We start from the raw sequence: 5,663 nt of genomic DNA on the forward strand, positions 1-5,663 counted from the left end.
TTTAGACTAATTTCCACTTCGATTAGGCAAGTGGAAGTTACTTTGAGAAGTTAGCTTAAAATAGAAAATTCAGAAAATTTCTTCTTTTGTCTTGAAAAATTTTGAAAAAGTGGTATGATAGTAACAAGTTATTTTTAAGAGGAAAGAAAGGGGAACAATGGAGAAAATCAGTTTAGAATCTCCTAAGACGGGGTCGGACCTAGTTTTGGAAACACTTCGTGATTTAGGAATTGATACCATCTTTGGTTATCCTGGTGGTGCTGTCTTGCCTTTTTATGATGCGATATATAATTTTAAAGGTATTCGCCACATTCTAGGGCGCCATGAGCAAGGTTGTTTGCATGAAGCTGAAGGTTATGCCAAATCAACTGGAAAGTTGGGTGTTGCCGTCGTCACTAGTGGACCAGGAGCAACAAATGCCATTACAGGGATTGCAGATGCCATGAGCGATAGCGTTCCCCTTTTGGTCTTTACAGGTCAGGTGGCGCGAGCAGGGATTGGGAAGGATGCCTTTCAGGAGGCAGACATTGTGGGAATTACCATGCCAATCACTAAGTACAATTACCAAGTTCGTGAGACAGCTGATATCCCTCGAATCATTACGGAAGCTGTCCATATCGCAACTACTGGTCGTCCAGGGCCGGTCGTCATTGACCTACCTAAAGACGTATCTGCTTTAGAAACAGACTTCATTTATTCACCAGAAGTGAACCTACCAAGCTATCAGCCGACTCTTGAACCGAATGATATGCAAATCAAGAAAATCTTGAAGCAATTATCCAAGGCTAAAAAGCCAGTCTTGCTAGCTGGTGGTGGAATTAGTTATGCTGAAGCAGCTGCAGAATTAAATGAATTTGCAGAACGCTATCAAATTCCAGTGGTAACCAGTCTTTTGGGGCAAGGTACGATTGCAACGAGTCACCCACTCTTCCTTGGAATGGGAGGCATGCACGGATCTTTTGCAGCTAATATTGCCATGACGGAAGCGGACTTTATGATTAGTATTGGTTGTCGTTTCGATGACCGCTTGACGGGAAATCCTAAGACTTTCGCTAAGAATGCTAAGGTTGCCCACATTGATATTGACCCAGCTGAGATTGGCAAGATTATCAGTGCAGATATTCCTGTAGTTGGAGATGCTAAGAAAGCCTTGCAAATGTTGCTGGCAGAACCAACAGTTCATAACAATACTGAGAAATGGATTGAGAAAGTTACTAAAGACAAGAACCGTGTTCGTTCTTATGACAAGAAAGAGCGTGTGGTTCAACCGCAAGCCGTTATTGAACGAATTGGTGAATTGACCAACGGAGATGCCATTGTGGTAACAGATGTTGGACAACACCAAATGTGGACAGCTCAGTATTATCCTTACCAAAATGAACGTCAGTTAGTGACTTCAGGTGGTTTGGGAACGATGGGATTTGGAATTCCAGCAGCAATTGGAGCTAAAATTGCTAACCCAGATAAGGAAGTAGTCTTGTTTGTTGGGGATGGCGGTTTCCAAATGACTAACCAGGAATTGGCTATTTTGAACATTTACAAGGTGCCAATCAAGGTGGTTATGCTGAACAACCACTCGCTTGGAATGGTTCGCCAATGGCAGGAATCCTTCTATGAAGGTAGAACGTCAGAGTCAGTCTTTGATACCCTTCCTGATTTCCAATTGATGGCACAAGCTTATGGCATTAAAAACTATAAGTTTGACAATCCTGAGACCTTGGCTCAAGACCTTGAAGTCATCACTGAGAATGTTCCTATGCTAATTGAGGTAGACATTTCTCGTAAGGAACAGGTGTTACCAATGGTACCAGCTGGTAAGAGTAATCATGAGATGTTGGGGGTGAAGTTCCATGCGTAGAATGTTAACAGCAAAACTACAAAATCGTTCAGGAGTCCTCAATCGCTTTACAGGTGTCCTATCTCGTCGTCAGGTTAATATCGAAAGCATCTCTGTTGGAGCAACAGAAGATCCGAATGTATCGCGTATCACCATTATTATTGATGTTGCTTCACATGATGAGGTAGAGCAAATTATCAAACAGCTCAATCGTCAGATTGATGTGATTCGCATTCGTGATATTACAGACAAGCCTCATTTGGAACGCGAGGTGATTTTGGTTAAGATGTCAGCGCCAGCTGAGAAGCGTGCTGAGATTCTAGCGATTATTCAACCTTTCCGTGCAACAGTGGTAGATGTAGCGCCAAGCTCGATTACCATTCAGATGACAGGAAATGCTGAAAAGAGTGAAGCTCTATTGCGAGTCATTCGACCATACGGTATTCGCAATATCGCTCGAACGGGTGCAACTGGATTTACCCGCGATTAATACTCTTCGAAAATCTCTTCAAATCACGTCAGCTTTGCCTTGCCGTACTCAAGTACAGCCTGCGGCTAGCTTCCTAATTTGCTCTTTGATTTTCATTGAGTATAAAAATATTTTAAATTTGTTAAACCAGCCTAAAAGGCAATAAATAATAGAAAAGAGAGAAAAAACTATGGCAGTTCAAATGGAATACGAAAAAGATGTTAAAGTAGCAGCACTTGACGGTAAAAAAATCGCCGTTATCGGTTATGGTTCACAAGGACATGCGCATGCTCAAAACTTGCGTGACTCAGGTCGCGATGTCATCATCGGTGTACGTCCAGGTAAATCTTTTGATAAAGCAAAAGAAGATGGATTTGACACTTACACAGTAGCAGAAGCTACTAAATTGGCTGACGTTATCATGATTTTGGCACCAGACGAAATCCAACAAGAATTGTACGAAGCAGAAATCGCTCCAAACTTGGAAGCTGGAAATGCAGTTGGGTTTGCCCATGGTTTCAACATCCACTTTGAATTTATCAAAGTTCCTGCGGATGTAGATGTCTTTATGTGTGCTCCTAAAGGACCAGGACACTTGGTACGTCGTACTTATGAAGAAGGATTTGGTGTTCCAGCTCTTTACGCAGTATACCAAGATGCAACAGGAAATGCTAAAAACATTGCTATGGACTGGTGTAAAGGTGTTGGAGCAGCTCGTGTAGGTCTTCTTGAAACAACATATAAAGAAGAAACTGAAGAAGATTTGTTTGGTGAACAAGCTGTACTTTGTGGTGGTTTGACTGCCCTTATCGAAGCAGGTTTCGAAGTCTTGACAGAAGCAGGATACGCTCCAGAATTGGCTTACTTTGAAGTTCTTCACGAAATGAAATTGATCGTTGACTTGATCTACGAAGGTGGATTCAAGAAAATGCGTCAATCAATTTCAAACACTGCTGAGTACGGTGACTATGTATCAGGTCCACGTGTAATCACTGAACAAGTTAAAGAAAATATGAAGGCTGTCTTGGCAGACATCCAAAATGGTAAATTTGCAAATGACTTTGTAAATGACTATAAAGCTGGACGTCCAAAATTGACTGCTTACCGTGAACAAGCAGCTAACCTTGAAATTGAAAAAGTTGGTGCAGAATTGCGTAAAGCAATGCCATTCGTTGGTAAAAACGACGACGATGCATTCAAAATCTATAACTAATTGATAGAAATCAAGTTGAAGGCGAGTTGGGGGGACCTAACTCGCTTTTATAATCAATTCATCTCTTTTTAAAAGGATGGATTGAGATAAGTATGAAATAGTCTAGGAGAAAATGATGTTAAGTTCAAAAGATATAATCAAGGCTCATAAGGTCTTGAATGGTGTGGTCGTTAATACACCGCTTGATTATGACCATTATTTATCGGAGAAGTATGGTGCTAAGATTTATTTGAAAAAAGAAAATGCCCAGCGTGTTCGTTCTTTTAAAATTCGTGGTGCTTATTATGCCATTTCCCAGCTCAGCAAGGAAGAGCGTGAGCGTGGGGTAGTCTGTGCTTCTGCGGGAAATCATGCGCAGGGAGTTGCCTATACTTGTAATGAGATGAAAATTCCTGCTACTATTTTTATGCCCATTACTACTCCGCAACAAAAAATTGGTCAAGTTCGCTTTTTTGGTGGGGATTTCGTGACTATTAAACTAGTTGGAGATACCTTTGATGCCTCAGCTAAAGCAGCTCAAGAATTTACAGTCTCTGAAAATCGTACCTTTATTGATCCCTTTGATGATGCCCATGTTCAAGCAGGTCAAGGGACAGTTGCTTATGAGATTTTAGAAGAAGCTCGAAAAGAATCGATTGATTTTGATGCTGTCTTGGTTCCTGTTGGTGGTGGCGGTCTCATTGCTGGGGTTTCTACCTATATCAAGGAAACAAGTCCAGAGATTGAGGTTATCGGAGTAGAGGCGAATGGAGCGCGTTCCATGAAGGCTGCCTTTGAAGCTGGTGGTCCAGTCAAACTCAAAGAAATTGACAAATTTGCGGATGGGATTGCTGTGCAAAAGGTAGGTCAGTTGACCTATGAGGCAACTCGTCAACATGTTCAAACTTTGGTAGGTGTTGATGAGGGATTGATTTCTGAAACCTTGATTGACCTCTACTCTAAGCAAGGGATTGTCGCAGAACCTGCTGGAGCAGCTAGTATCGCCTCTTTAGAGGTTTTAGCTGAATATATCAAGGGGAAGACTATTTGTTGTATCATTTCTGGAGGAAATAATGATATCAACCGCATGCCAGAAATGGAAGAACGTGCCTTGATTTATGATGGTATCAAGCATTATTTTGTGGTCAATTTTCCACAGCGTCCAGGTGCTCTGCGTGAGTTTGTAAATGATATCTTGGGGCCAAATGATGATATCACACGTTTTGAGTATATCAAACGAGCTAGTAAGGGGACAGGCCCAGTATTAATTGGGATTGCCTTGGCAGATAAGCATGATTATGCAGGATTGATTCGTCGCATGGAAGGTTTTGATCCAGCTTATATTAACTTAAATGGTAATGAAACGCTCTATAATATGCTTGTCTGAGGACTAATAAAAAAATATCATATTATTTGCACAACTGATGTATAGGTGTTATAATGAGGGTGAAGAAAGGGGGCGATTCCTATGGACTTAGGAAATCTATCGTGCTATTTCTACTACAACTCACTATAGCACCTATTATGTTTGATTCTGTTTATATTGAGGCGACAGAATTACTTACTATATAAGGAAATTTTTTGAAATCCCCAATTGTATGTATCCCTAATTTGAACTTTCACTAAATATAATAGGAAATAGAAAAAATAATCAATGTTTGTGAGATGGTTGCTAGGTAAGTCGGCTGAAAAAACTCGTGAGATAAACAATAGTGCTAGACATGAAACGGCAAGTGCTGCTGTTTTCAAATGACTAGCTGGGAAGCGGGTGTGTAATCAGAAGGTGCAAGATTGGACAAAGTAAGTAGTACCGGTTGTGAAATAAATAAGATATAGATAAGGACAGGAAAGGAACCAAAGAAGGAGAAAGAAAACGGAATAGTTTAGAGATAGTGTGGAGTGAAAGACTATCTTTAGTGGACTTGTTGATTTAAAAGGAACGTATAGAATGAAATAGTAAATCCTGTCTAACCTATTCAGAACTGGTATTTGTAAATCATGAATATTTTTACAAGCAAAAGATTTAATAATACAATTATTTTAAAGGTATTTACTAATGGTTTATAGCAAGGAAAAACCTATATATTATCGGCTTTAATAAGATAGTAACAGAAAAATAAATCATTAATTTTATTGAATATATGTTTTTTTATTGACAAAAGACA

General features: G+C 40.1%; 4 protein-coding genes. All 4 read left to right on the forward strand.

What is annotated here, in order from left to right; genetic code table 11:
* Nucleotides 1-157 precede the first annotated feature (157 nt).
* Nucleotides 158-1,858 (forward strand): acetolactate synthase large subunit, encoded by a 1,701-nt coding sequence (locus RWM06_RS09105; protein WP_033682350.1) that lies wholly within the window; start codon nucleotides 158-160, stop codon nucleotides 1,856-1,858.
* A complete protein-coding gene (ilvN, locus tag RWM06_RS09110) occupies nucleotides 1,851-2,327 on the forward strand; it encodes an acetolactate synthase small subunit (RefSeq protein WP_001253803.1) in 477 nt (158 codons plus the stop codon). The genes RWM06_RS09105 and ilvN overlap by 8 nt, the downstream gene beginning before the upstream one ends.
* 169 nt (nucleotides 2,328-2,496) lie before the next feature.
* Nucleotides 2,497-3,519 (forward strand): ketol-acid reductoisomerase, encoded by a 1,023-nt coding sequence (ilvC, locus tag RWM06_RS09115; protein ID WP_000290683.1) that lies wholly within the window; start codon nucleotides 2,497-2,499, stop codon nucleotides 3,517-3,519.
* A gap of 115 nt (nucleotides 3,520-3,634) precedes the next feature.
* Nucleotides 3,635-4,885: a threonine ammonia-lyase IlvA gene (ilvA, locus tag RWM06_RS09120; protein ID WP_000952975.1), complete on the forward strand. Its 1,251-nt coding sequence runs from the start codon at nucleotides 3,635-3,637 to the stop codon at nucleotides 4,883-4,885.
* Nucleotides 4,886-5,663: the final 778 nt, after the last annotated feature.

This window comes from uncultured Streptococcus sp. (genome assembly GCF_963516575.1).
In the GTDB taxonomy this organism is placed as follows: domain Bacteria; phylum Bacillota; class Bacilli; order Lactobacillales; family Streptococcaceae; genus Streptococcus.

Bases quoted from the DNA above. Each gene is read 5' to 3' on its own strand.
- RWM06_RS09105 (WP_033682350.1), top strand. From the start codon at position 158: ATGGAGAAAATCAGTTTAGAATCTCCTAAGACGGGGTCGGACCTAGTT.
- ilvN (WP_001253803.1), top strand. From the start codon at position 1,851: ATGCGTAGAATGTTAACAGCAAAACTACAAAATCGTTCAGGAGTCCTC.
- ilvA (WP_000952975.1), top strand. From the start codon at position 3,635: ATGTTAAGTTCAAAAGATATAATCAAGGCTCATAAGGTCTTGAATGGT.
- ilvC (WP_000290683.1), top strand. From the start codon at position 2,497: ATGGCAGTTCAAATGGAATACGAAAAAGATGTTAAAGTAGCAGCACTT.